The sequence below is a fragment of the Shewanella sp. VK101 genome, assembly GCF_056497865.1.
The window spans coordinates 4,928,420-4,951,710 of sequence record NZ_CM151402.1 but is presented as its reverse complement, the minus strand read 5'-3'; the positions used below and the strand labels follow the sequence as shown (position 1 = coordinate 4,951,710).

The 23,291-nt window shown below is 47.4% G+C and carries 23 protein-coding genes; 22 read left to right on the top strand and 1 reads right to left on the bottom strand.

The features are described from left to right. Positions 1–440 precede the first annotated feature (440 nt). The 11 genes from rpmH (at position 441) to ACSHSR_RS21990 (ending at position 12,485) form a co-directional block, all read left to right on the top strand. Complete coding sequence (rpmH, locus tag ACSHSR_RS22040; protein WP_011758135.1) at positions 441–578, top strand: 50S ribosomal protein L34; 138 nt, start codon at positions 441–443, stop codon at positions 576–578. Positions 579–596: 18 nt separating this feature from the next. Further along, positions 597–953, top strand: a complete 357-nt coding sequence (gene rnpA, locus ACSHSR_RS22035) for a ribonuclease P protein component (protein ID WP_025889662.1) — start codon at positions 597–599, stop codon at positions 951–953. Further along, positions 920–1,174, top strand: a complete 255-nt coding sequence (gene yidD, locus ACSHSR_RS22030) for a membrane protein insertion efficiency factor YidD (protein ID WP_081737191.1) — start codon at positions 920–922, stop codon at positions 1,172–1,174. Before rnpA ends, yidD begins: the two co-directional genes overlap by 34 nt. Positions 1,175–1,177: 3 nt before the next feature. Further along, on the top strand, positions 1,178–2,803 hold the full coding sequence (yidC, locus tag ACSHSR_RS22025; protein ID WP_208185287.1) for a membrane protein insertase YidC: 1,626 nt from the start codon (positions 1,178–1,180) through the stop codon (positions 2,801–2,803). 80 nt (positions 2,804–2,883) lie between these two features. Beyond that, complete coding sequence (gene mnmE, locus ACSHSR_RS22020) at positions 2,884–4,245, top strand: tRNA uridine-5-carboxymethylaminomethyl(34) synthesis GTPase MnmE (RefSeq protein ID WP_208185286.1); 1,362 nt, start codon at positions 2,884–2,886, stop codon at positions 4,243–4,245. Between the two features lie 430 nt (positions 4,246–4,675). Next, positions 4,676–4,888 carry a helix-turn-helix domain-containing protein gene (locus tag ACSHSR_RS22015; RefSeq protein ID WP_000588506.1) on the top strand — a complete coding sequence of 71 codons (213 nt, stop codon included), beginning with the start codon at positions 4,676–4,678 and terminating at the stop codon, positions 4,886–4,888. Positions 4,889–4,909: 21 nt separating this feature from the next. Continuing rightward, on the top strand, positions 4,910–8,035 hold the full coding sequence (locus tag ACSHSR_RS22010; protein WP_479631152.1) for a type I restriction endonuclease subunit R: 3,126 nt from the start codon (positions 4,910–4,912) through the stop codon (positions 8,033–8,035). Between the two features lie 28 nt (positions 8,036–8,063). Continuing rightward, complete coding sequence (locus ACSHSR_RS22005) at positions 8,064–9,695, top strand: HsdM family class I SAM-dependent methyltransferase (protein ID WP_479631151.1); 1,632 nt, start codon at positions 8,064–8,066, stop codon at positions 9,693–9,695. Beyond that, a complete protein-coding gene (locus ACSHSR_RS22000) occupies positions 9,688–11,001 on the top strand; it encodes a restriction endonuclease subunit S (RefSeq protein WP_479631150.1) in 1,314 nt (437 codons plus the stop codon). The genes ACSHSR_RS22005 and ACSHSR_RS22000 overlap by 8 nt, the downstream gene beginning before the upstream one ends. Beyond that, a complete protein-coding gene (locus ACSHSR_RS21995; protein WP_208185282.1) occupies positions 10,994–12,007 on the top strand; it encodes a DNA-binding protein in 1,014 nt (337 codons plus the stop codon). Before ACSHSR_RS22000 ends, ACSHSR_RS21995 begins: the two co-directional genes overlap by 8 nt. A gap of 1 nt (position 12,008) precedes the next feature. After that, a complete protein-coding gene (locus ACSHSR_RS21990; RefSeq protein ID WP_208185281.1) occupies positions 12,009–12,485 on the top strand; it encodes a type II toxin-antitoxin system death-on-curing family toxin in 477 nt (158 codons plus the stop codon). 181 nt (positions 12,486–12,666) lie between these two features. Here ACSHSR_RS21990 and ACSHSR_RS21985 read toward each other — a convergent pair whose 3' ends face one another. After that, the gene (locus ACSHSR_RS21985; RefSeq protein WP_107006275.1) at positions 12,667–13,518 is read right to left on the bottom strand and encodes an endonuclease/exonuclease/phosphatase family protein; all 852 of its coding nucleotides are present in this window, start codon (positions 13,516–13,518) and stop codon (positions 12,667–12,669) included. A gap of 148 nt (positions 13,519–13,666) precedes the next feature. Between ACSHSR_RS21985 and mioC the strand changes: the two genes are divergently transcribed. The 11 genes from mioC to atpA all read left to right on the top strand — a co-directional run bounded on the left by mioC (position 13,667) and on the right by atpA (position 23,284). Continuing rightward, positions 13,667–14,107 carry an FMN-binding protein MioC gene (gene mioC / locus ACSHSR_RS21980; protein ID WP_479631149.1) on the top strand — a complete coding sequence of 147 codons (441 nt, stop codon included), beginning with the start codon at positions 13,667–13,669 and terminating at the stop codon, positions 14,105–14,107. Positions 14,108–14,557: 450 nt separating this feature from the next. Continuing rightward, positions 14,558–16,447: a tRNA uridine-5-carboxymethylaminomethyl(34) synthesis enzyme MnmG gene (gene mnmG, locus ACSHSR_RS21975; protein WP_144438832.1), complete on the top strand. Its 1,890-nt coding sequence runs from the start codon at positions 14,558–14,560 to the stop codon at positions 16,445–16,447. A 100-nt stretch (positions 16,448–16,547) separates the two neighbouring features. After that, positions 16,548–17,171, top strand: a complete 624-nt coding sequence (rsmG, locus tag ACSHSR_RS21970) for a 16S rRNA (guanine(527)-N(7))-methyltransferase RsmG (RefSeq protein ID WP_025889675.1) — start codon at positions 16,548–16,550, stop codon at positions 17,169–17,171. Between the two features lie 86 nt (positions 17,172–17,257). After that, complete coding sequence (locus tag ACSHSR_RS21965; RefSeq protein WP_025889676.1) at positions 17,258–18,046, top strand: ParA family protein; 789 nt, start codon at positions 17,258–17,260, stop codon at positions 18,044–18,046. A 10-nt stretch (positions 18,047–18,056) separates the two neighbouring features. Further along, positions 18,057–18,938 (top strand): ParB/RepB/Spo0J family partition protein, encoded by an 882-nt coding sequence (locus ACSHSR_RS21960; RefSeq protein ID WP_025889677.1) that lies wholly within the window; start codon positions 18,057–18,059, stop codon positions 18,936–18,938. Between the two features lie 225 nt (positions 18,939–19,163). Then, the gene (locus tag ACSHSR_RS21955; protein WP_028780951.1) at positions 19,164–19,547 is read left to right on the top strand and encodes an ATP synthase subunit I; all 384 of its coding nucleotides are present in this window, start codon (positions 19,164–19,166) and stop codon (positions 19,545–19,547) included. Between the two features lie 12 nt (positions 19,548–19,559). After that, positions 19,560–20,354, top strand: coding sequence for a F0F1 ATP synthase subunit A (gene atpB, locus ACSHSR_RS21950; protein WP_025011728.1), 795 nt, complete (start codon positions 19,560–19,562; stop codon positions 20,352–20,354). Between the two features lie 65 nt (positions 20,355–20,419). Then, a complete protein-coding gene (atpE, locus tag ACSHSR_RS21945; protein ID WP_025011729.1) occupies positions 20,420–20,671 on the top strand; it encodes a F0F1 ATP synthase subunit C in 252 nt (83 codons plus the stop codon). Between the two features lie 37 nt (positions 20,672–20,708). Then, positions 20,709–21,179, top strand: coding sequence for a F0F1 ATP synthase subunit B (gene atpF, locus ACSHSR_RS21940; protein WP_028780952.1), 471 nt, complete (start codon positions 20,709–20,711; stop codon positions 21,177–21,179). A 15-nt stretch (positions 21,180–21,194) separates the two neighbouring features. Beyond that, a complete protein-coding gene (gene atpH, locus ACSHSR_RS21935) occupies positions 21,195–21,728 on the top strand; it encodes a F0F1 ATP synthase subunit delta (RefSeq protein WP_025011730.1) in 534 nt (177 codons plus the stop codon). A 14-nt stretch (positions 21,729–21,742) separates the two neighbouring features. Continuing rightward, on the top strand, positions 21,743–23,284 hold the full coding sequence (atpA, locus tag ACSHSR_RS21930) for a F0F1 ATP synthase subunit alpha (RefSeq protein WP_025011731.1): 1,542 nt from the start codon (positions 21,743–21,745) through the stop codon (positions 23,282–23,284). Positions 23,285–23,291: the final 7 nt, after the last annotated feature.

Genomic DNA, 23,291 nt, shown 5'->3' with positions numbered 1-23,291 from the left:
TTACTTATCCCCAAAAGATCGCCTCGAAAGGAGGGTATTCTATAGTGAGATCTGAATAATCGCTATCCTTTAAGTGTAATTATCCCCAGCCGGATCCCAATCATCAGATCCACCGGATCCGGATCGATCCACCAAGATCCACTATTTGGTGAAGCGGTTAAAATCCCGCTTTATAAAGCGATCCACCCTGATCTATAATCAGCGACCGCCGATCTGCCAAGAGATCAATGGATCCACAAGATGTAGTGTCCGTACACAGAGTTATCCACATCCTGTGGTGAACTCTGCTCTACAGATCGCGAAAATGCCGAGATAAATTACCTTGAGAAGGGCTGCGCGTGTTGACTGCTCTGACTAAAGTGATTACAATTCGGCCTCTTTTTTGCCCTTACCTCGTACGAGAGATAAGGTAAATTCACTAACAAAGACGGATTGCCATCATGAGTAAACGTACTTTTCAACCTAGCAACCTGAAGCGCAAGCGTTCTCACGGCTTCCGCGCTCGTATGGCTACAGCGAACGGCCGTAAGGTACTGGCTCGTCGCCGTGCCAAAGGTCGCGCTCGTCTGTCTGCTTAATTGCGAGTAGACAACTAGGTGACTCGTTACACCTTTACGCGGGAGTTACGCTTGCTAACTCCCGCGCAATTCAAAACTGTATTTACCAACCCCATTAAAGCCTCCTCAGCTGAAATAACCCTGCTTGCTGTACCCAATGAGATGCAACATCCGCGTCTTGGACTTACTGTGGCCAAACGCCATGTAAAGAGAGCCAATCAACGCAATCGCATCAAGCGGGTGATCCGAGATAGCTTCCGCCTTAATCAACATGATTTACCTCCACTGGACATAGTGGTGCTGGTTCGCGGCGGTGTGCTGGATATGGATAATGAACAGCTCAGAAAGCTGGTAGAAAAGTTATGGCGCAAACTCAGTCGCCGTTTCAATGGCTGATAATCAAGGCTATCAGAGCCTATCAACTCCTTATCAGCCCACTGCTGGGGCCTCGCTGTCGCTTTAATCCAACCTGCTCTCACTACGCCATAGAAGCTGTGCGAGTGCACGGAACGATTAAAGGGAGTTGGTTTGCAATCAAACGCATATTAAAATGTCACCCTTTACATCCGGGCGGCAGTGATCCCGTCCCCCCTAAAAATGACAGGTGTAATAAATAGGCTATGGAATCTCAACGCAATTTACTGCTTATCGGCCTGCTGTTTGTCAGCTTCTTGCTGTGGCAACAGTGGCAAACCGATAAAGCACCCAAACCCGCTGTAACTGAAAATACAGTTGCCACTTCCGTTCAAGAGACAACTCACAGCGCTGACGTTCCGGTTGCCAAATCAGGCATGCCAGGAGAAACGGCCGTGGCGTCCAAAGATCTTATCAGGGTCACCACAGATCAACTGGATGTACTGATCAACCCTGTCGGTGGTGACATAGTGCATGCTGCTCTGGTTTCTCACAAACTGGAACTGAACAAAGATGAGCCGTTTGTCCTGTTGGAACAGAAACCCGGTTTTGTTTACATAGCCCAGAGTGGCCTGATGGGCACCGGCGGTACTGACAGTGTCAATAGCCGTGCCACCTATTCTGCCAGTGCCAAGGAATTCACCCTTGCCGATGGCCAGGATACACTGTTGGTTCCTTTGAGTTACACCGCAGCAAACGGCGCCAAGTACACCAAGATCTACACCTTCCACAAAGGCCAGTTTGCCGTGGGAGTTGAATACAAAATTGACAACACCACTTCTGAGCCGCTGCAGGTTCAGATGTACGGTCAGATTAAACAGACCATCAAACCTTCAGACAGCAGCATGATGATGCCAACTTATCGTGGTGCCGCCTTCTCAACTGCCGATATCCGCTACGAGAAGTACAAGTTTGACGATATCCAGGAAAAGGATCTGGAGAAGGAAACCAAAGGTGGCTGGGCCGCCATGCTGCAACACTACTTTGTGTCAGCCTGGGTTCCACCAAAGAATGAAACCAACACCATATTCACCAGAGAGAGCTCAGGAACCGCCAACATTGGCTACCTGGGTGAGCCAAAGACAGTAGCCCCGGGCACTGAAATGACCCTGAGCGCCGACTTCTACGTAGGTCCAAAGGATCAAGCCGCCCTGTCCGAGCTGTCTGATACCCTTAACCTGGTTGTAGATTATGGCTTCCTCTGGTGGCTGGCTGTACCCATCTACAAGCTGCTGATGTTCTTCCAGTCAATAGTGGGTAACTGGGGCTTGGCCATCATACTGATCACCCTGACGGTGCGCGGTATTCTGTTCCCGCTGACCAAGGCGCAATACACCTCCATGGCCAAGATGCGTAACCTGCAACCAAAACTGCAGGAGCTGAAGGACAAATTCGGTGATGATCGCCAGAAGATGGGCCAGGCTATGATGGAGTTGTACAAGAAGGAAAAAGTGAACCCTATGGGTGGCTGTCTGCCTATCTTGCTGCAAATGCCTATCTTTATTGCCCTTTACTGGGTACTGATGGAAGGTGTGGAACTGCGCCATGCGCCGTTCATGCTGTGGATTGACGATCTGTCGGTACAGGATCCTTACTACATTCTGCCGCTGCTGATGGGTGTTTCCATGTTCCTGATGCAAAAAATGCAGCCAATGGCACCGACCATGGATCCTATGCAGCAGAAGATGATGCAATGGATGCCGGTAATCTTTACTGTGTTCTTCCTCTGGTTCCCATCCGGTCTGGTACTCTACTGGTTGGTGGGTAACATAGTTGCCATTATCCAGCAGAAGATTATCTATGCCGGCCTGGAGAAAAAAGGCTTAAAATAAGCCGATTTTGGGTCAAATGATCAAGGGCGGCCTAAGGGTCGCCTTTTGCTTTTATAAATACGTTTTCAAGGGTTAATGCAGTGACAACAGATACTATCGTGGCGCAGGCCACCGCTCCAGGCCGCGGTGGTGTAGGCATAGTCAGAGTCTCGGGGCCCAAGGCCCAATCCGTTGCACAGGCATTGCTGGGCCACCAGCCCAAGCCAAGATATGCCGATTACTGTGACTTCAAGGGAAGTCAGGGAGAAGTGCTGGATCAGGGGATCGCCCTGTTCTTCAAAGGCCCGAATTCTTTTACCGGTGAAGACGTACTGGAACTTCAGGGCCATGGTGGTCAAATCGTCATGGACATGCTGATTAAGCGAGTCCTCGAAGTCGAGGGGATCCGCTTGGCACGCCCTGGGGAGTTCAGCGAACAGGCCTTTATGAATGACAAGCTGGATCTGACCCAGGCAGAAGCGATTGCCGATCTTATCGATGCCACCAGTGAACAGGCCGCCAAGAGCGCACTGCAATCACTCCAAGGCGAGTTTTCCCGCGAAGTGCATGAGTTGGTGGAACAGGTTACCAATCTGCGTCTTTATGTCGAGGCCGCCATCGACTTTCCCGATGAAGAGGTGGATTTCCTCTCCGACGGTAAGATTGCCAATGCCCTTTATCGCATCATAGATAAACTGGACTTGGTACAGGCCAGTGCCAAACAGGGCGCAATCATCCGCGAAGGGATGAAAGTAGTGATAGCCGGCCGCCCCAACGCCGGTAAGTCCAGTCTGCTCAACGCCCTGGCGGGAAAAGAGTCGGCGATTGTCACCGAAATAGCCGGCACCACAAGGGATGTATTGCGGGAGCATATCCACTTGGATGGCATGCCACTGCATGTCATAGACACAGCCGGCCTGCGTGACACCACTGACACAGTGGAACAGATAGGGATAGAAAGAGCATGGGCCGAAATCGCCACCGCCGACAGAGTGCTGTTTATGGTAGATGGCACAGAAACCCAAGCGATTGATCCCCATGAAATCTGGCCGGACTTTATTGATCGCCTGCCGAAAAACCTCGGCGTCACTGTGGTACGTAATAAGGCGGATCTGACCGGTGAGTCACTGAGTCCCAGCGAAGAGAAAGGCTATGACGTCTTTAGGATCTCAGCCAAAACCGGGCTCGGGGTCGATGCGCTGAAGCAGCACCTCAAGAACCTGATGGGCTATCAGAGTAACCTGGAAGGCGGTTTTATCGCCCGTCGCCGTCACCTGGAAGCCTTGGAAGTCGCCGGTGAACATCTGCAGCAGGGCAAAGTACAGCTGGAAGTCTATCAGGCAGGTGAGCTGCTGGCCGAAGAACTGCGCATGACTCAACAGGCTCTGGCCGAAATCACCGGCCAATTCACCTCGGACGATCTGCTGGGAAGAATTTTTTCCAGCTTCTGTATCGGGAAGTAAAATAGTAAAACGCATCAAACGAAATCAAAACAACATTATGATTTTAAAATAATTTTGTTTTAATTGGTGGGAAGTGATTTGAAGGGTTTTGTCGATTATTGCTCCGTATGTGCTCCGAAGATAAATTCTGGAGCGCAAGATGAGAAAAATCTATGAAAATCAATATACAAAATCGAGAACCAGATAAGAATGGCCTGCACCCCATAAGGCTTGTGTACTATTACGGCTCAAAGACCTCGGAAGACGGTTCAAGTGTAATGGTCAATTTAAATTGACCATTACACTTGTGACAGCAATCCCCCCTATAGGCAAGCAACACCAGCTATATCTCCTCTCGAATAATTTCACTTCAACTCTAATTTTTAACCACTGGCTGGCATTTCTGTTATAGTTGCGCTTACGTTCAGAATGCCTGCATGGATAGGAACACATGATCAAATGCCACCTCGCCCGTTTGATGGGAGAGCGCAAATTAAGAATAGCGGATGTCATTCGTGAAACGGGTTTAAGCCGCAACACAGTGACACTTCTGTACAAAGAAACAGCACAAAAAGTGGACTTAGAAGCCATCGACAAACTGTGCGTGCTATTTAATTGTCAAGTTGGTGAGCTCTTAGAACAGTCACCAGAGAATGATCAATAAAAACAATAACGAAGGACTGATATGAGCTTCACAGAAGATTCAAGAGTAAAAATACCAACGATCCTACATCTCATGCGTTTGGGTTATGAGTACCTATCCCTGAAAGGAACACACTGGGACAAGGATACAAATATCTTCCAGGAATTATTCTCCTCAGCGGTCAGCCGTATAAATCCTGACATGACATCTGATGACGTTGGCCGTTTGCTCGAAGAAGTGAAACTCTCTCTGGATAACGAAGACTTAGGCCGAGCTTTTTTCAATAAGTTGAAGGCTCGATCTGGCACTAAGCTGATCGATTTCGAGAACTTTTCCAACAACAGCTTCCATGTTGTTACTGAGCTAACCTACAAGAACGGAGACGATGAATTTCGTCCTGACATTATCTTGTTAATCAACGGCATGCCGCTGGTGTTTATTGAGGTGAAAAAGCCTAACAACCGGGACGGTATCATCGCGGAAAGAGAACGCATCAATAAACGTTTTCAAAACCCGAAATTCAAGCGCTTTGCTAACATCACTCAGTTCATGATTTTTTCCAACAACATGGACTACGTCGATGGTGATTCAGAGCCGGTACAAGGTGCGTTTTACGCGAGCAGTTCATATGACAAGCCAGTGTTTAACTACTTTCGTGAAGAAGAGGTGTTAGATCTCACTGCGCTTTTAAAACCACTGACTGATGAACAAGAACTGGCAGTACTCAAAGACAACAACTTAGAAGTGATCCGCAGCAACCCTGAGTTTTTGAGCAACAAAGAACCCAGCCGCCCAACCAATCGAATCTGTACCTCTTTACTCAGCAAAGAACGTTTGTCCTTTGTTCTACGCTATGCATTGGTCTACGTATCAGAGAGTGATGGCCTGCAAAAACACATCATGCGTTACCCACAGATGTTTGCGACCAAAGCTATTGAGAGAAAGCTAAACGAAGGGGTTCGTAAAGGGATTATTTGGCATACCCAAGGAAGTGGTAAAACCGCGTTAACCTATTACAACGTTGGGTTCTTAACGGATTACTTCCAAAAACGAGAAATCATTCCAAAGTTTTATTTTATCGTCGATAGACTAGACTTGCTGCAACAAGCACAGCGAGAGTTCACTGCACGCGGCTTGATTGTTCATACCATAAACTCCCGTGAAGCGTTCACACGTGACATCAAAGCCACACAAGTGATTCACAACCACTCAGGCAAAGCCGAAATAACCGTCGTCAACATTCAGAAGTTTAAAGATGACCCCGACGTTATTTCAACGCAAGACTATAACGTCACCATCCAACGCGTTTACTTCCTGGATGAAGTTCATCGTAGTTACAACCCGAAAGGTAGCTTTCTAGCCAACCTGACTCAGTCTGATACCAACGCTATCAAGATAGGATTAACGGGTACGCCCTTACTGGGTGAAGACTACAACTCACGAGTTCTTTTTGGCGATTACATTCACAAGTATTACTACAATGCTTCCATTGCCGACGGCTATACTCTGCGCTTAATTCGTGAAGAGATCGCGACCAATTACAAAATGACGCTTCAACAAGCGCTGGAAGAAGCTGAAGTAAAAATGGGCGATGTAGACCGCAAAGAAATATACGCCCATCAAAGTTTTGTTGAGCCCATGCTGGACTACATCATTAGCGACTTCGAAAAGAGTCGCGGCACGCTAAATGACGCAACTATAGGCGGTATGATCATTTGCGATAGCTCAGACCAAGCAAAAAAAATGTTTGAGCTGTTTAATGCTGTGTACGCCTCAAAGCCCCTATCCAGTAGTGACAGCGTGGAACCTCAGCAAGCAACATCGGTAGCAGAACCGATCCCGACTTACGTTCAAACGGCGAGCATGGAGCCAGCCAAGCAAGCCCACAAAGTGAGCAATGCTGCGCTGATTTTGCATGATGTCGGCACAAAACAAGAACGCAAATATTGGGTTGAAGATTTCAAAGCAGGAAAAATCGACTTACTGTTTGTTTACAACATGCTACTCACAGGGTTCGATGCTAAACGCTTGAAGAAACTCTACCTTGGCCGTGTGATCCGCAAACATAACTTGCTACAAGCACTGACACGCGTCAACCGCACATATAAGGACTTCCGTTATGGCTATGTGGTTGATTTCGCAGACATCCGCAAAGAGTTTGACGCGACTAACAAAGCTTACTTTGATGAATTACAGTCAGAGCTGGGCGACGAAATCGAAAGCTACTCCAAGCTATTCAAATCACAGGAAGAGATCAAACAAGAGATAGAACACATTAAAGATGTGTTGTTCCGCTTTGATATCGAAAACATGGAGACCTTCTGTGATCAAATCAGCCAGATACAAGACAGAGAAACTGTATTAGCACTGAAAAATGCTCTAGCTGATGCACGAAGCCTGTACAACCTTATTCGCTTGCAAGGTGAATACGATTTCCTTGATGAACTGGATTTTGCCAAGCTCAACGTGCTTTACCGCGAAACCAGCAATCATTTGGACTTACTCAATCTCAAGCAAGATCTTGAACAAGGCACAGACACCACACACCTGCTGCACCGAGCCTTAGAAGATGTCATCTTTAAGTTCGTTAAAATCGGTGAAGAAGAACTGGTTCTGGCTGACCAGTTGAAAAACACGCTTCGTCAAACGCGCGAAGCACTGGCAAGTAACTTTGACCAACAAGACCCGAAATTCATCAACCTGAAAGATGAACTAGAGCGATTGTTTAAGAAAAAGAATCTCAGTGAAGTAACACAAGATGAAATGGTCGCCAACATCGATGCACTCAATAAAATTCACCAACGAGTGAAAGAGTTGAACCGACAAAACAACCAATTGCGTCAGAAGTACCTAGGTGACACCAAGTATGCACGTCTGCACAAGCGTTTATACGAACGCCAACAAGAACGACGTGACATTACAGACTCTGAAAGAAAGATTTTTGAAGCCCTGCTCGGAGTTAAAGAAGATGCCGATAGCCAGGTACTCGACAACACGTCCGTTCTCGATAACGAAAGCTATTTTGAGCGGCATCTGCTACCAAAGGTTCATAACCGCTTTATCAAACAACAGAGCATTCCCTTGAATGCGGAAGCAGTACGTTATGTAAACCACCTTGTCGTAGCAGAATATTTAAAAGAATTTAATACAGGTAGCCAATCCTGGTAAGAACACCAACTAAGGCAGTACACAAACCATGGTCGAACTCGAATTTAGAGAAAAAACAAAAGCCCTTATCGATAGCCTGAAAAGCATCTGTGCAACTAATGGCTTAGGCAACAGTACCGGGGAATTTGAGATCATCACTCAGGTCTTTTTGTACAAGTTCCTGAACGATAAGTTCGCCTATGAAGCAAAGAAAATAGACGAAAAAATCGCCAGTGCGGCAAAATGGGAAGAAGCGCTGATTGAAATGAGCGAAGAGGATCTAGAGATGCTCCAGATCCAGATGGGTGCTGACACTGCTCGTCTCAAACCACATCATTTCATCAGTCACTTGTTCAACCAGCAGGACAAACCTGGGTTTGCTCAGCTGTTTGATGATACTTTGATGGACATCGCCAGCACCAATAACGATGTGTTTGCGGTAATGACAGACACAGGCGAAAAAGTACAACTGTTTACCCGCATCAGTGAAAACGTGACCGTTTCCAAGCGTGATGCTTTCTGTAAAGCGATCATCAACAAACTGATTGAGTTCAGCTTTGAGCGTATCTTTAACCAGAAGTTTGATTTCTACGCCACCATCTTTGAATACCTGATCAAAGACTACAACAGCAACTCAGGCGGTAAATACGCGGAGTACTATACCCCTCATGCGGTAGCACGCATTATGGCCGCAATTTTGGTGCCTGAAGGCCAGAAAGGCACCATACGCAATGTGAGCTGTTATGACCCATCAGCGGGCTCTGGCACTTTGCTTATGAATGTCGCTCATGCCATTGGTGAAACTCGTTGTAGCATCTACACACAGGATATTTCGAAGAAATCATCAAACCTACTGCGTTTGAACCTGATTTTGAACAACTTAGTGCATTCAATCCCTAACGTGATTGAAGGTGACACCTTGCTGCATCCACACCACAAGGAAAATGGTGGGCTACGCAAATTTGATTACATTGTCTCTAACCCGCCATTTAAGCTGGATTTCAGTGATTTTCGTGATGAGTTGGATAGCAAAGAAAACAAAGATCGCTTTTTTGCTGGCATTCCAAAAATCAAGGCCAAAGCCAAGGACAAAATGGAAATCTACCAATTGTTCTTGCAGCACATTATTTACTCATTAAAACCAGGTGGTAAAGCAGCGGTTGTGCTACCAACAGGGTTTATTACCGCTCAATCTGGCATTGATAAAATGATCCGTCAGTACTTGGTTGATAACAAGATGCTGGCGGGTGTGGTATCCATGCCATCCAATATCTTCGCGACCACAGGTACCAACGTCTCTATTCTGTTCATTGATGACAGCAACAAAGACAAAGTGGTACTAGTTGACGCATCCAACCTGGGTCAAAAGGTCAAAGAAGGTAAGAATCAGAAAACAGTTCTGACACTAGAAGAAGAACAGCAAATCATTGATGTGTTCAACAACAAGTGGACCGAAGAAGACTTCTCGGTCGCAATTAGCTATGACGAGATCGCTGCAAAAAATTACAGTCTCAGTGCCGGACAGTACTTCGAAGTTAAAATTGAATACGTAGATATTACCGCAGAGCAGTTTGTAGAAAAAATGCAGAGCTTTACCAGCAATTTGGACAGTTTGTTTAATCAGTCTCGTGAGCTAGAAGTAGAGATTAAAAAGCAGTTGACGGGCTTGAAATATGAATAACATCCTCAGTGATAATCTTGGCAATTTAGTAAAATCTGGTGGAGGTAAGATCCACACAGGTCCTTTTGGAAGCCAACTTCATGCTGCTGACTATGTTCAGGAAGGAATTCCATGCATTATGCCTGCAAATATGAAGAGCAACAGAGTCGACCTTTCGGATATAGCTTACATAACTGAAGGTGATGCTAATCGGCTTTCGAAGTATATCGTCAAGAAAGACGATATTGTGTATAGCCGTAGAGGAGATGTAACACTCAAAGCCTTAATAAGGGAAAAAGAAGATGGGTATTTCTGTGGTACTGGCTGCCTGTTACTTCGCCCTGGTGATAAATTTGATTCTAGATTTCTAACTCATTACCTCAGCACCCCAACAATTCAGAACTGGATTGTCCGCCAAGCGGTCGGGGCGACAATGCCCAATTTGAACACAGGTATTCTTGCTAGCATACCGTTCAATGGGCCAAAGAAAGAAGAGCAAGAAAAGATCGCAGATGTTCTTTCTGTTATTGAGGACAAAATCGAACTCAACAACCGCATCAACTCTGAACTCGAAGCGATGGCGAAAACGCTTTATGACTACTGGTTCGTGCAGTTTGATTTCTCTGATGAGAATGGAAAACCATATAAAGCTTCTGGCGGTAAGATGGTTTACAACGATGCCTTGAAGCGCGAAATTCCTGATGGCTGGGATTGGAAAGCAGTATCTTCACTCATAGAGGTCAGAGATGGCACCCATGAAAGTCCGAAACCTGCAGAAACGGGGCAATATTTAGTTACGTCTAAACATCTGAAACCTTCAGGAATAGACTTTTCTGATGCATATCTTATTTCTCAAGAAGACTTTGATGCTGTAAATAAGCGCAGCAAGGTCGATGAAGGTGATTTTCTACTTTCAATGATAGGTACTGTAGGGCTTTCTCAATGGGCAATGAAAATCGAAATTCCTTATGCAATAAAAAATATTGGATTGTTCAAAACATCTCAAGCCCCCGAAATGGCTGACTATATATTTGCTGCGGTAACATCGTTGCACGGTAAAGCATTTCTTCAACAGAATCAATCAACAGGAACCTCACAACCATATGTAACCCTTGGAACATTAAGGAGCATTCCTATATTAATTCCTGATGAACTGGTGTTCGAACAGTTCAATAGGAAAATAAAGCCTATTCATAAGCTCATGTATGAAAATACTACAGAAAATCAGAAATTAGCTCAGCTCCGCGATTGGCTTCTACCAATGCTAATGAACGGCCAAGTAACGGTAAAACCAAGCACTGAATCACAGGAGACTCTGCATGGCTAAAGATCTCACTGAGTCTTTGCATGACCGACAAAACATTCTAAATAACCGTTACGCCTTGCAAAAAGCAGAGCAACACCTCGCATTAGGTGGTGTTCAGTTTAATGGTGAGGCGGTGTTCACTAAGCAACAAGTCATAGAATTGTTTGAAATCAGTGAACGTACGATTGAACGCTATTTATCCAGCCATGCAGATGAGCTGAAAAACAATGGCTACCAAATATTAAGAGGATCAAAACTTAGAGAATTCAAATCCTTAAGCCATGGTACCGACATCGATGACGGTACCAAAACCAGTGTGCTAGGCGTTTTCTCTTTTCGCGCTATTTTGAACTTGGGCATGCTGCTCACTGACAGTGAACGCGCCAAAGAACTGCGCTCTCGTGTACTCGATATTGTGATTGATGTACTCGCTGAACGCGCAGGCGGTCACACCAAGTTCATCAACCAGCGCGATCAAGATTACTTGATGGCGGCGTTCCAAGAGGAAAACTACCGCAAACAGTTTACCGACGCCTTGGACAAGTACGTAGACGGCAATAAGTGGAAGTATGGCCGCTTTACTAACCTGATCTACCAAAGCATTTTCCATGAGAATGCAGCGGAGTATAAGAAAATACTCAAGCTGGCCGAAAAGGATAAGATCCGTGAAACCATGTACTCTGAAGTGCTCACGCTTATCGCAAGTTTTGAATCAGGCATCGCTCACGAGCTAGAGCGTCAGAGTACCAGCCTGGGCCGTCCATTGACGCAAAAAGAAGCTGAGCTGCTGTTTGCCAGTTTTGAGCAGCATCCACTCTTTAGGCCGCTGATAACCGATGCCAGAACAAAAATGGCCAGCCGAGATTTATGCTTTCGAGATGCTTTGCATGAAAAGCTGGAAGCCTATATTAAATCGGTTCCAGAAGCTGACTTTGAGCGTTTCCTTGGTGAGAAGAGTAAATCCCTTGAGGAGCAGCTCAGCGATCCTGAAACACTTGACGTATTTAAACGCTTGAAGGACCGCTGATATGACCGACGACGCTCAACCACGGTACTTTTACTTCGATGTGAAGTACGCAGTGAGTACCCACGATTGGATCATCGAAAAATCAGGTGGTTTAACGGGTACAAAAGATATCGGTCAACTTGAAAGCCCATTAGAGCATATTCAAAACGACTGGTATTACCCAGAAATCGAAGACAAGCTCACGCACTTAGTGTTTTCCATCAACAAAAACCATGCCTTCAATGATGGCAATAAGCGCTCATCTCTGGCACTCGGAGCCTACTTTTTAGAGCTCAACGGATTTGACTACATCGTGCAGCATTTCGTTCGCGAAATGGAGAACATCGCCGTTTGGGTCGCCGATAACGTTATTGATAAAGAGCTACTGCATAAAATCATTTACTCAATTCTGTATGACGATGAGTATTCTATAGAGTTGAAACTGGAAATTTATGAGGCAGTTCAACGAGCTGAGGAAGATCACAGTGATAATCGTTGAGCATAATCTTGAGATGATAGCCAATGCCGACCACGTAATAGAAATGGGCCCGGGAGCCGGAAAATATGGCGGAAAGATAATCTATCAGGGCCCTCCGTTAGGAATGCTGACTTCCGCGACTTCGGTTACAGGCCCTTTTTTTGGAGGAACAGATGTCAGGGAAACATGAGTTACTTAGGGCCTAGCGCTCGGCAATCACAAAGCTGGCGACCATAGGATTGTGATCCGACACATCTGTTTCCGGCACATACAGCTCTTTGGGTTTCAATCCTCGATAAAAGAGATGATCCAAAGGATACCCCAGAACTCTTACCCTGTTATCCTCGCCAAAATGAGCCTCATCCAATCCCAAAGAGGAAGCGAAGGCGGCCAGCAGCATACTGCGTTCCTCACTCCAGGTATTGAAATCGCCCGCCAAAATAATAGGCCCCACTACTCTTTCCTCAGCCAGGGCTTCAGTCAAAGACCTAAGTTGCTGCCGATATTCTTCGATACCGACACTGAAGTTAATTCCATGGACATTGACCACAGTCAATAATGAGCCATCAGACAAAGGATATTCGGCAACCAAGGCCGTCTTGGGCAACCGCAACCAGGGCTCAAGAGTGCGGTAGCCACAACTGCTCAAGGGAGCGCTGCGTGACAGATTCATCACTCCGGCCGGGGTATCCAATACACTGAAAGCATTGACGAAACGCCAAAACCACTGCGTAGCACTCAAATAAAGGTACATGCCGGGATCCAGACTGGCTTCCTGCAGCAGCACCAACTGCCTGCCTGTTGTAAAATCATCGAGACGAGAACGCCACAGGCCGTTTTGCTGCTTCTGAATATTCCAGATCAACACGCCAAACTCACCATTCTTATCCAGCGCCTTTGCCGTTGGCGTTTGGATACAGGCCGCGCCGATATTGGAGTCAACCCTGTCAGATTGCAGTTGAACATTTGCCGGTACGGTAAACAACCAATGCCATCCCCCTAGTATCACCAGCAAAGAAAGCAACGGGAAGATCAACAACCACTTCAGTTTCATATCAGCCTCAAGCGCAGAAAAAGCCTACAACAGGATCAATGCAATAGTGCTCAAACTCAGGTTACCCAAGGCTGTCTGTCACCGCAAATTGGATTAATATGGGCCGATTAAATCAAGGCGCCAAGCGCTACATACAGAGAGGATTATCATGGCGAAAGTCGAAGTATTAGTTGGAACCACCTTGGGAGGATCCGAATATGTCGCCGAAGAACTCATCAATAAGCTTGAACAAAACGGCCACCAGACAAGCCTGTACTTAACCCCACAGTTGGAGCAACTGGATCCCAAAGCCCTTTGGTTGATCGTTTCCTCCACCCATGGGGCCGGCGATCTTCCGGATAATTTGCTGCCCTTCTATCAGGAATTACTCCAGTCAAACCAAAACCTGCAGGACTGTCGGTATGCTTTATGTGCAATCGGCGACTCGAGTTACGACACTTTCTGCCAAGGCCCGGAAAAGCTGCTACAGCAACTGAGCGCCAAGGGAGCCAAGCCCTATGTGGATAAGATCCAGATCGATGTTCAGTACGATCCCGTACCGGAAGATCCAGCATTGGCATGGCTCGACGACTGGCTGCCCGAGTTATAAAATGCTTTTCAACCTGAATAAAGCATCAAGTACTCACAATTTAGATCTAACTTACCCACAGATTAAGTCTAAAAAACATAACTCTGTGGATAATGCTTTATTTTGATCTGATCAATCTTTGTATGAATCAGATCCTCGATACGGCCCAGATCCACCTTGTGGATAAGATCGCGATCTATCCCCAGCTTTAATGGAGATAGATCGCCAACAGATCACAGGATTATTTTAATTTAAGTTGTTGTTTTAAATAATCAATAAGCCTTACCCACAGCAAAGTGCGATCCTAATAGTAAACACAATAAGAAGATCTATATAAAGATCTTAAGATCTATAAGCCTGATCCCCTGCGATCCAAGAGCACAAAATAGAGCATTCACCTGCATCATTACAGATGCTAAAATGATCGGCTGATATTCCTTTTTCATCCCTTACCCAGCCAAAGGTAAATCTATGCGTTTTCATGAACGGTTTGATGTAATTGTTGTAGGTGGTGGTCATGCCGGAACTGAAGCCGCATTGGCTGCTGCCAGAATGGGTGTCAATACCCTACTCCTGACCCACAATATTGACACTTTGGGTCAGATGTCCTGTAACCCGGCTATAGGGGGTATAGGTAAAGGGCACTTGGTTAAAGAGATAGATGCCTTGGGTGGCGCTATGGCAACAGCAACTGATTATGCCGGGATCCAATTCAGAACCCTGAATTCAAGTAAGGGTCCAGCGGTAAGAGCTACCAGAGCCCAAGCGGATCGAGCCTTGTATCGGCAAAAGATCCAACAGATATTACAAAACCAACCTAACTTAAGAATCTTTCAACAGGCTGTTGACGATCTGGTTGTTGAAAACAACAGAGTTATAGGGGCTGTCACCCAAATGGGGCTGGCTTTTGAAGCTCCTGCCGTAGTGTTGACTGCCGGCACTTTCCTCGGTGGCAAGATCCACATAGGTCTGGAAAACTACAGTGGTGGTCGTGCCGGTGATCCTCCGGCGATCGCCCTGGCCCACAGACTCAGGGAGTTGCCTATTCGAGTTGGCCGCCTTAAGACAGGTACACCACCGCGTATCGATGCCCGCAGCGTCGACTTCCAACAGATGACTGAACAGCAGGGGGACAACCCTCTTCCCGTGATGTCTTTTATCGGAGATGTGAGTCAGCATCCACAGCAAATTTCTTGCTATATCACTCATACCAATGAGAAAACCCATGAAATCATTCGTGGTGGCTTGGATCGAAGCCCCATGTATTCAGGGGTTATCGAAGGTATAGGTCCGAGATACTGTCCATCGATTGAAGACAAGATCCATCGCTTTGCCGACAAGAGTTCTCACCAGATCTTTATTGAACCCGAGGGGCTCAATACCAATGAGTTATACCCCAATGGTATCTCCACTAGTTTGCCATTCGATGTACAAATTGCCTTGGTCCGCTCGATCAAGGGGATGGAAAATGCCGAGATCATGCGTCCTGGCTATGCCATCGAATATGATTATTTTGATCCCCGAGATCTGAAAAATTCGCTGGAAACCAAAACCATAGATGGGCTGTTCTTTGCCGGTCAGATCAATGGCACCACAGGTTATGAAGAGGCCGGAGCTCAAGGTTTACTGGCCGGCATGAATGCGGCTTTACAGGTACAAGGTAAAGACGCTTGGGCACCTAGACGGGATCAGGCTTATCTTGGCGTGTTGGTGGACGACCTCTCGACTCTGGGCACCAAAGAGCCCTATCGCATGTTTACCAGTCGCGCCGAATACCGCTTGCTGCTGCGTGAAGATAATGCTGACCTGCGCCTGACCGAGAAAGGTCGCGAGTTGGGCTTGGTTGACGATCAACGCTGGGCCAAGTTCTCTGCCAAGGTTGAGGCGATTGAATCTGAGCTGCAACGCCTGCGCAGTCAATGGATCCATGTGAATTCACCTCTGGTTGAAGCGCTGAATCCGCATCTCAATACGCCAATATCTCGCGAAGCCTCGTTTGAAGAGCTGTTGCGTCGTCCTGAGTTGGATTATGACAAGCTTATGGGGATCGAAGGCTTTGGACCGGGTCTTGAGGATCGTCAAGCCGCTGAACAGGTGCAGATCCAGGTTAAATATGCCGGTTATATTCAGCGCCAGCAGGAAGAGATCGCCAAAGCGCAGCGCAACGAAAATACCGGCCTGCCGCTGGAGCTCGATTACAACGAAGTGCCGGGCTTGTCCAATGAAGTGATCGCCAAACTCAATGCCCATAAACCGGAAACCATAGGCCAGGCTTCCAGGATCTCGGGGGTAACTCCGGCAGCCATCTCCATTTTGCTGGTGCATCTGAAAAAACGGGGATTACTGCGCCGCTCGGCCTGATACCGTGAACTATTCCAGAGCCGGGGAAGCAGTGGATGCTTCCCTTGGCCGTTTTGGGGCCGCATAATAGCCCCGCAGTATTTTTCTGGGGAGAATACCCGTGCTTGCAGCACAGTTAAAAACATATCTGGCAGAGACTGGCCTCAATGTATCGGATGAACAGCAGCAACAACTGCTCGGTTTTGTTGCCATGCTCAACAAATGGAACAAGGCCTATAACCTGACCTCGGTGCGCGATCCTGAGCAGATGCTTATTCGGCATATCATGGATAGCCTGGTCGTCTCCCCTCATCTCAAGGGGCAGCGTTTTATTGATGTGGGTACTGGCCCTGGGTTACCCGGTATTCCGCTGGCGATTTTGAATCCGGATAAAGAATTTGTGCTGCTCGATAGCCTGGGCAAGCGGATCCGTTTTCAAAAACAGGTTCAGATTGAACTCAAATTAAAAAATATACAGTCGGTTGAGAGCCGGGTGGAAGCCTTTCAGGATCCACAAGGGTTTGATGGGGTGCTCAGTCGCGCCTTTGCCTCAGTGGCAGACATGTTAAGCTGGTGTCAGCATTTGCCGGCGCAAAATGGGGTATTCTATGCCCTTAAAGGGCAGTTGAACCCTGATGAGTTGACCGGGATCCCTGAGGGATACAGCATCAGGGAATCCATCGAACTCAAGGTTCCTAAATTGGATGAACAGAGACATCTGCTGATCATAGCTCCCCAGGTTTGAATGCCTTGCAATTGGCTGGCGTATCAAGCAACTTGATGCAAACGGAACCGGGCATCAATAACAAAATTGACAGACAAGGTGACAGTGTGGCGAGAATTATTGCCGTAGCCAACCAGAAAGGTGGCGTTGGAAAAACAACAACTTGTGTTAATTTGGCAGCCTCTTTGGCGGCAACCAAGCGGCGGGTGCTATTGATCGATCTTGATCCCCAGGGCAATGCCACCATGGGAAGTGGTGTCGACAAGTACGAAGTTGAAAACACCGCCTACGAGTTGCTGGTGGAAGAAAAGAGTTTTGACGAAGTCGTTGTGCGTAACACAGCCGGGAAATACGATCTCGTTGCCGCCAACGGTGATGTGACTGCCGCCGAAATCAAATTGATGGAGTTCTTTGCCAGAGAGATTCGCCTGCGCAATGCCTTGGCAAAAGTACAGGATGAGTACGACTTCATCTTTATCGACTGCCCTCCTTCGCTGAATATGTTGACAGTAAACGCCATGTCGGCGGCCGACTCAGTACTGGTTCCCATGCAGTGTGAGTACTATGCCCTGGAAGGCTTGACCGCCCTGATGGATACTATTTCCAAGCTGGCGGCCATGGTCAATCCCAAGCTCGGGATCGAGGGGATACTGAGAACCATGTACGATCCCCGAAACCGTCTGGCCAACGATGTTTCCGATCAGCTGAAACAGCATTTCGGTGACAAGGTTTACCGCACTGTTATCCCAAGAAATATTCGCTTGGCCGAGGCGCCGAGTTTTGGCGCACCGGCTATGTACTATGACAAGAGCAGCGCCGGCGCCAAGGCTTATTTGGCTTTAGCCGGCGAAATTATTCGCCGCTCCGAACAGAACCAGCAAGCGAAACAGGCATAAAGGAATGAGCATGACACCGAAAAAACGGGGTCTGGGCAAGGGCCTGGACGCACTTTTGAGTACCAGCCATGCGGCGAGCAAGAAGCGCGATGATGCCGAGCAATCCAAGGTTGATGCCGGCGAAACCCTGCTTACCCTGGATGTGGATCTGCTGCAGCCCGGCAAGTATCAACCCCGTAAAGACATGTCGCCCGAGGCTCTGGAAGAGTTGGCCGAATCCATCAAGGCTCAGGGAGTCATTCAGCCCATAGTGGTGCGTAAGATCAGCGATGACAAATACGAAATCATCGCCGGTGAACGTCGCTGGCGCGCGGCGCAAATTGCCAAGCTGGACAAGGTGCCCTGCATAGTCAAACAGGTTGCCGATGAGGCTGCTGTGGCTATTGCACTGATTGAAAATATTCAGCGGGAAGACCTCAATGCCATGGAAGAGGCCATTGCGCTTAACCGCTTGATCGAAGAATTTGATCTCACTCACCAACAAATAGCTGATGCTGTGGGAAAATCCCGGGCTACCGTTTCGAACCTGCTGCGGCTCAATGGTCTGAATGAACCGGTAAAGCGGTTGTTGGAGTATGGTGATATCGAAATGGGTCATGCCCGAGCCTTGCTGGCCTTGCAAGGTGAAGAGCAAACTTCTGTTGCCCGATTGGTGGTGGCGAAGGAATTGACCGTTCGTGAAACCGAACGATTGGTAAATAAGGTCTTAAATCCTGCCAAAGAGGCCGAAAAGCCTGTAAAAGATACCGATGTTGCCCGTCTGGAGAGTCAGTTAATTGAGAGGTTAGGCGCAAAAGTTTCCATTTCCCACGGTAGTAAGGGAAAGGGAAAAATTGTAATTAACTATCAAAATCTGGCTGAATTAGACGGTATTCTTGCCAAAATCCATTAAAAAAACGTGGTTAACGCTTTTTAGTGTAAATTTGTGACGTTTGTTAATATTGCATTTATACGAATTTGGGTCTGTATCACGTTAAAAGGTGAGGTTTTTACTTATCTCAAAGTTGCAAAGAAGACTTGAAAAGGTATACTTTCGCAAGCTTTTTGTACCTCGACTCCATACGGATATTTGTAGTCCGGTCATCGAAACAAAAAGTAGTAATGCGGAGAAGAATGATTGAGTAAGGTTTTAGCGCGTCGTGGCCGTTGGTCAGCCTATAAGTTGGTGATGATGCAGGCGGCGATAGCTGGGGGTGCTTCAATTATCTTTTTCGCCGTGTGGGGAGCCCAGTTTGGCTATTCTGCTTTGGCAGGAACTGCCATAGCTGTGCTCCCTAATTTTGTATTCGCGACCCTGGCTTTTTCCCATATGGGAGCAAGCGCTGCCGGTAAAGTTCTCAAAGGCTTTTACTGGGGGGAAGCGGTAAAGTTGCTGTTAACAATAGCATTGTTTTCGCTGGTATTTATCAATTTAAAGGTCGCATTTATGCCCCTTTTTGTTTGCTATGTACTGGCGTTGGTAGTGCATTGGGCAGCTCCTTTGTACTTCAAGCAAAGTTAAGTGGGATGAATCATGGCTGCATCTGGTGAAGCATTAACACCGCAGGGCTATATCCAGCATCACCTTACCAACCTTACCGTTGGTGAAGGTTTCTGGACATGGCACGTTGATTCATTGCTCTTTTCGGTTGGTCTTGGCGTGCTGTTTCTGTGGTTGTTCCGCAGCGTTGGCAAAAAGGCAACTTCTGGCGTTCCCGGTAAGCTTCAATGCTTTATCGAAATGATCGTCGAGTTTGTCGACAACAGCGTTAAAGATACATTCCATGGTCGCAATGCCTTGATAGCACCTCTTGCTCTGACTATTTTCATGTGGGTATTCATGATGAACCTCATGGATATGGTGCCCGTTGACTGGGTACCACATGCGGCCTCTTTGGCTGGTGTGCCTTATCTGAAAATAGTGCCGACTACTGACCTTAACATCACTTTCAGCCTCGCGTTGGGCGTGTTTGTGCTGATTATTTACTACAGCATCAAGGTCAAAGGTGTGTCAGGTTTTGCGAAAGAACTGACGCTACAGCCCTTCAACCATTGGGCAATGATACCCGTCAACTTCCTGCTCGAAATAGTTACCTTGATAGCTAAGCCCATTTCATTGGGGTTACGTCTTTTTGGTAACTTGTATGCAGGTGAGTTGATCTTCATCCTTATTGCGCTGATGTATGGTGCCAACTTGGCGATTGCCGCTCTGGGTGTGACTCTGCAACTGGGCTGGCTGATCTTCCATATTCTGGTTATCACGCTGCAAGCGTTTATTTTCATGATGCTGACTATCGTTTACCTAAGCATGGCTCATGAAGATCATTAAGGACTGCTGAAGAAATTTTTTAACTAAATCATCAACTAACATAGATTTAGATACTGGAGATACAGATGGAAACGATTCTGGGCTTTACTGCAATTGCTGTTGCTCTGCTCATTGGTTTGGGTGCACTGGGTACCGCTATCGGTTTCGGCCTTTTGGGTGGTAAGTTCCTGGAAGGCGCTGCGCGTCAACCAGAAATGGCTCCTATGCTGCAAGTTAAGATGTTCATCGTAGCGGGTCTGCTCGACGCCGTAACCATGATCGGTGTAGGTATTGCACTTTACATGCTGTTTACTAACCCACTGGGTGCAATGCTGTAATAAACGCTTCTGTCTTAACTCTAAATAGGAGGCTGTTGTGAATATCAACGCTACCCTAATCGGTCAGACGGTCGCCTTTATTATCTTCGTGTGGTTCTGCATGAAGTTTGTATGGCCCCCTTTGATGAATGCCATCGAAGCGCGCCAGAAAAGGATTGCTGATGGTCTTGCTGACGCTGACCGTGCAGCAAAAGACCTGGAGTTGGCTCAAGCGAAAGCGACTGACCAACTGAAAGACGCCAAGGCTACAGCCAACGAAATCATTGAGTCTGCCAACAAGCGCAAGGCTCAGATTATTGACGAAGCCAAAGCTGAAGCAGACGCTGAGCGTGCGAAAATCATTGCTCAGGGTAAAGCAGAAATTGAAGCTGAACGTAATCGCGTGAAAGAGGAACTGCGTAAGCAGGTTGCTACTCTTGCCATCACTGGTGCAGAGAAGATCCTCGAGCGTTCGATTGATGAAGCCGCCCAAAGCGACATAGTTAATAAACTAGTTGCTGAAATTTGATAAGGGAGTTGAGTTATGGCTGAGTTAACCACCATTGCTCGCCCTTACGCTAAGGCAGCTTTTGACTTTGCTGTTGAACATCAAGCAGTAGAAAACTGGGCAGAAATGCTCGATTTCGCGGCAATGGTGAGTGAAAACGAATCCATGAAGCCACTGCTGGCTGGATCTATGTCCAGCAATAAGCTAGCTGCACTCTTTATCAATATCTGTGGCGAGCAAATTGATGAGCACGGTCAAAATCTGATCAAGGTAATGGCTGAAAACGGTCGCTTGGAGGTACTGCCTGCTGTATCTCAGCTCTATGCTGAGTTTCGCCACGAATGGGCTAAGGAAATCGAAGCCAGCGTGGTGTCTGCTACTGAGCTTAGCTCTGAGCAGCAACAGCAGATCAGTGTTTCTTTAGAGAAACGTCTCGCACGCAAAGTTAAGCTGAATTGCAGCGTCAACGCCGAGCTTATCGCCGGTGTAATTATCAAGGCAGGGGATCTGGTCATAGATGGATCCATCCGCGGTAAGTTGAACCGCCTGTCTGATAAGCTGCAGTCGTAATTGGGAGTTTGAGCATGCAACTGAATTCCACTGAAATCAGCGATCTGATTAAGCAGCGGATCGAGCAGTTCGAAGTCGTCAGTGAAGCCCGCAACGAAGGTACTATCGTTTCGGTCAGTGACGGCATCATCCGCATTCACGGCCTGGCCGATGTAATGCAGGGTGAGATGATCGAACTGCCTGGCAACCGTTATGCAATCGCGTTGAACCTTGAACGTGATTCTGTAGGTGCCGTAGTTATGGGTCCTTATGCCGATCTGGCTGAGGGCGTAAAAGTTAAAACCACTGGCCGTATTCTGGAAGTTCCAGTGGGTCGTGGTCTGCTGGGACGTGTTGTTAACACCCTGGGTGAGCCAATCGACGGTAAAGGACCAATCGACAACGATGGTTTTGCACCTGTTGAAATGATTGCTCCTGGTGTTATTGAGCGTCAATCCGTATCTCAACCGGTACAAACCGGTTATAAAGCGGTTGATGCCATGATCCCTATCGGTCGCGGTCAGCGTGAGCTGATCATCGGTGACCGTCAAACCGGTAAAACTGCGATGGCTATCGACGCCATCATCAACCAGAAAGATTCCGGCATCAAGTGTGTGTACGTTGCAGTAGGCCAGAAGGCTTCTACTATTGCCAACGTAGTACGCAAGCTGGAAGAGCACGGTGCTCTGGCCAACACTATTGTTGTGGTTGCTACTGCTTCTGAAGCAGCTGCCCTGCAGTACCTGGCACCATACTCTGGTTGTACCATGGGTGAATATTTCCGTGACCGCGGTGAAGATGCTCTGATCGTTTACGATGACCTGTCCAAGCAGGCTGTTGCTTACCGTCAGATCTCACTGCTGCTGAAGCGTCCACCAGGCCGTGAAGCTTACCCAGGTGACGTATTCTATCTGCACTCTCGTCTGCTGGAACGTGCTTCCCGCGTGAACGAAGAGTACGTTGAGAAGTTCACCAATGGTGAAGTAAAAGGCAAGACGGGTTCTTTGACCGCTCTGCCAATTATTGAAACCCAGGCAGGTGACGTATCTGCATTCGTACCGACCAACGTAATTTCTATTACCGACGGTCAGATCTTCCTTGAAACCGACCTGTTCAACTCTGGCCTGCGTCCAGCGGTTAACCCAGGTATCTCTGTTTCTCGTGTAGGTGGTGCGGCTCAGACCAAGATCATCAAGAAACTGTCCGGCGGTATCCGTACTGCTCTGGCACAGTATCGAGAGCTTGCTGCGTTCTCACAGTTTGCGTCTGACCTTGACGATGCAACTCGTGCCCAGCTGGAGCACGGTGAGCGTGTAACCGAACTGATGAAGCAAAAGCAATACGCTCCTATGAGCGTAGCTGACCAAGCTGTATCTATTTTTGCAGCTGAAAAAGGCTACCTGAAAGGTATTGAGCTGAAGAAGATCGGTGACTTCGAAGCCGCTCTGCTCTCTTTCATGAACGGCGAGCATGCTGAGCTAATGAAGCTGATCAACGATAGCGGCGATTACAATGCCGAAATCGAAGCTGAGCTGAAGGCTGGTCTCGACAAGTTCGTGGCAACCCAAACCTGGTAAATACATG

Coding starts and splice junctions, on each gene's coding strand:
- yidC (WP_208185287.1), top strand. CDS start 1,178: ATGGAATCTCAACGCAATTTACTGCTTATCGGCCTGCTGTTTGTCAGC.
- ACSHSR_RS22015 (WP_000588506.1), top strand. CDS start 4,676: ATGATCAAATGCCACCTCGCCCGTTTGATGGGAGAGCGCAAATTAAGA.
- rpmH (WP_011758135.1), top strand. CDS start 441: ATGAGTAAACGTACTTTTCAACCTAGCAACCTGAAGCGCAAGCGTTCT.
- mnmG (WP_144438832.1), top strand. CDS start 14,558: ATGCGTTTTCATGAACGGTTTGATGTAATTGTTGTAGGTGGTGGTCAT.
- atpH (WP_025011730.1), top strand. CDS start 21,195: ATGGCTGAGTTAACCACCATTGCTCGCCCTTACGCTAAGGCAGCTTTT.
- atpA (WP_025011731.1), top strand. CDS start 21,743: ATGCAACTGAATTCCACTGAAATCAGCGATCTGATTAAGCAGCGGATC.
- ACSHSR_RS21960 (WP_025889677.1), top strand. CDS start 18,057: ATGACACCGAAAAAACGGGGTCTGGGCAAGGGCCTGGACGCACTTTTG.
- yidD (WP_081737191.1), top strand. CDS start 920: ATGGCGCAAACTCAGTCGCCGTTTCAATGGCTGATAATCAAGGCTATC.
- ACSHSR_RS22005 (WP_479631151.1), top strand. CDS start 8,064: ATGGTCGAACTCGAATTTAGAGAAAAAACAAAAGCCCTTATCGATAGC.
- mioC (WP_479631149.1), top strand. CDS start 13,667: ATGGCGAAAGTCGAAGTATTAGTTGGAACCACCTTGGGAGGATCCGAA.
- ACSHSR_RS22000 (WP_479631150.1), top strand. CDS start 9,688: ATGAATAACATCCTCAGTGATAATCTTGGCAATTTAGTAAAATCTGGT.
- ACSHSR_RS21995 (WP_208185282.1), top strand. CDS start 10,994: ATGGCTAAAGATCTCACTGAGTCTTTGCATGACCGACAAAACATTCTA.
- ACSHSR_RS21985 (WP_107006275.1), bottom strand. CDS start 13,518: ATGAAACTGAAGTGGTTGTTGATCTTCCCGTTGCTTTCTTTGCTGGTG.
- atpB (WP_025011728.1), top strand. CDS start 19,560: ATGGCTGCATCTGGTGAAGCATTAACACCGCAGGGCTATATCCAGCAT.
- ACSHSR_RS22010 (WP_479631152.1), top strand. CDS start 4,910: ATGAGCTTCACAGAAGATTCAAGAGTAAAAATACCAACGATCCTACAT.
- atpE (WP_025011729.1), top strand. CDS start 20,420: ATGGAAACGATTCTGGGCTTTACTGCAATTGCTGTTGCTCTGCTCATT.
- ACSHSR_RS21990 (WP_208185281.1), top strand. CDS start 12,009: ATGACCGACGACGCTCAACCACGGTACTTTTACTTCGATGTGAAGTAC.